The organism is Skermanella sp. (assembly GCF_059503625.1).
This window is the reverse complement of sequence record NZ_JCACHA010000538.1, coordinates 1-2,051: the sequence shown is the minus strand read 5'-3', so window position 1 is coordinate 2,051 and position 2,051 is coordinate 1. Positions and strand designations below refer to the sequence as shown.

The window sequence follows — 2,051 nt, the reverse complement described above, 5'->3', positions numbered from 1 at the left end:
GATACTGCCCCGGCGCTCGTTCGAGCGCTGGACCGAGAGGATGCGCTGCTACTCGCAACCCTGGTCTCCCTGGACTTTGGAGATTGCCCAAAGCCTTGCGCAGACCATCGACGAAGTCATCATCCGGCACCAGCGCAAGCTTGGCGAACTCAGCGGCAAGCTGCGGGAAATCGAAGCCCTGGCAACTGAAAAGGACGGTTTGCTGGTGCAGAAGGACATGCTGATGCGGGAAGTGAATCACCGCGTTAAGAACAGCCTGCACATGATCGCAAGCCTCCTGTCGCTCCAGGGTGACGGCATCGAGGATCCGAATACCCGACGGCAGTTCGCCGACGCCCATAACAGGGTCTCGACCGTCGCCCAGCTTCATCAGCGCCTTTATCAGACCGATAAGCTTCAGAGCGTGGAGTTCGATCAGTATCTGCATGGAATGTGCAACGATCTGTCGAACTTCATGTTGTCTGAAGGAGAGGACTACATCCTTGAGGTTGAGGCCGATCCGGCGGAGTTCTCGACGGACAGAGCCATTCCTTTGGCCCTGATCGTCAACGAGCTGGTCACGAACGCCTTCAAATACGCCTATTCTCCGGGATCCGAAGGAACCATCAGGGTGTCTTTTACCCGTCAGAAGGATGGGGGATATCTCCTAGTGGTTTCAGATCGGGGAACAGGTCTGAAACCGGATTTTCAGCCCTCGCGGGGCGGACTGGGAATGACCATCGTCACGTCGCTCTGTATGCAACTGGGTGCTAGCCTCTCTTTCGGCTCTACTTCGGAAGCGGGCGGCGCAAGATTTGCCGTTTCCCTGCCACCGGCGTAACGTGTTAAAGAATATCTTTGGAACGCGCACCGCTTCCGATGGGAGTTTGATGTAATGCATCCGGCACTGCACTATCTGGTTAGCGCGGGGAGTGCCCATGGCGGCGCTTTCATCCCTCCCGCTGCCGGGTCGGGCGCGGACAGCAGGAACACTTCGGCCGACGCCAGACTCCAGATCCTGTTGGTAGAGGACGAGGCGATCTCCGCTTTGGCGCTGAAGCGGCTAGTCGCGCGGCTCGGCCACGAGGTTTGTGCCGTAACGGCCATGGCGGAGGACGCGATCCGGCTCGCCGGGGAGATCCTGCCGGACATTATTTTGATGGACATCCGTCTTGCAGGCGAAATGGACGGCATCACGGCGGCACGCGAAATCCGCGACCGCTTCGGGATCGGGTCCATCTTCATGACCGCCAACAGCGATCCCGCGACGCGCGCTCTTGCCCAGAACGCGCAGCCCCTGGGTTTCATGGCGAAGCCCTATTCTCCGATGATGGTCAAGACGACGTTAAGGCATGCCGCCGAGCAGTTGGGTCCTCAGACGCGCAACTGAAGCCTGCGCCTGTGTCATTCCGCTGCCCGTCTCTCTTGGAACAGCCCTAGCAGTCCCTCGCCGGTTGCGGCACAAACGCCGCGCTCGGTGATGAGACCGGTTACCAGCCGGGCCGGCGTCACGTCGAAAGCATAGTTGGCCACGGGGGAACCATCGGGAATCACGGTTACCGTCTCGATCCGGCCATCCGCCGTCCTGCCCGTCAGGGCCGAAACCTCCGCCCCGTCCCTCTGCTCGATCGGGATTTCCCTGACGCCGTCCGCGATCGTCCAGTCTATCGTCGGCGAGGGCAGTGCCACATAGAAGGGGATGCCGTTGTCAAAAGCGGCGAGCGCCTTCAGATATGTACCGATCTTGTTGCAGACGTCGCCGCGAGCGGTGGTCCGGTCTGTGCCGGTGATGCAGAGATCGACCTGACCGTGCTGCATCAAGTGTCCGCCGACATTGTCGACGATGATCGTATGGGGAACACCGTGCCGGTTCAGTTCCCAGGCGGTCAGGCTGGCACCCTGATTGCGCGGCCGGGTTTCGTCGACCCAGACGTGAAGGTCGATACCTTCCTCGAAGGCCTTGTAGATGGGAGCGAGAGCCGTGCCCCAATCGACGGTGGCCAGCCAGCCGGCATTGCAGTGGGTCAGGACATTGACGGTTTTGCCGGGCTTGGCATCGGCTATTCGCCGGA

3 protein-coding genes are annotated in these 2,051 nt (G+C 60.6%); 2 read left to right on the top strand and 1 reads right to left on the bottom strand.

Translation table 11 applies throughout. The annotated features are described in order from the left end of the window. A partial coding sequence (locus AC5JJ6_RS11515; protein ID WP_496042163.1) for a sensor histidine kinase occupies positions 1–820 on the top strand: 820 nt, incomplete at its 5' end. Between the two features lie 54 nt (positions 821–874). Beyond that, positions 875–1,369: a response regulator gene (locus AC5JJ6_RS11510; protein ID WP_496042162.1), complete on the top strand. Its 495-nt coding sequence runs from the start codon at positions 875–877 to the stop codon at positions 1,367–1,369. 14 nt (positions 1,370–1,383) lie between these two features. Here the strand turns inward: AC5JJ6_RS11510 and mtnA are convergent. Beyond that, positions 1,384–2,051 (bottom strand): S-methyl-5-thioribose-1-phosphate isomerase (gene mtnA / locus AC5JJ6_RS11505; protein WP_496042161.1); only part of this gene is annotated, 668 nt, incomplete at its 5' end.

Bases quoted from the DNA above. Each gene is read 5' to 3' on its own strand.
- AC5JJ6_RS11510 (WP_496042162.1), top strand. From the start codon at position 875: ATGCATCCGGCACTGCACTATCTGGTTAGCGCGGGGAGTGCCCATGGC.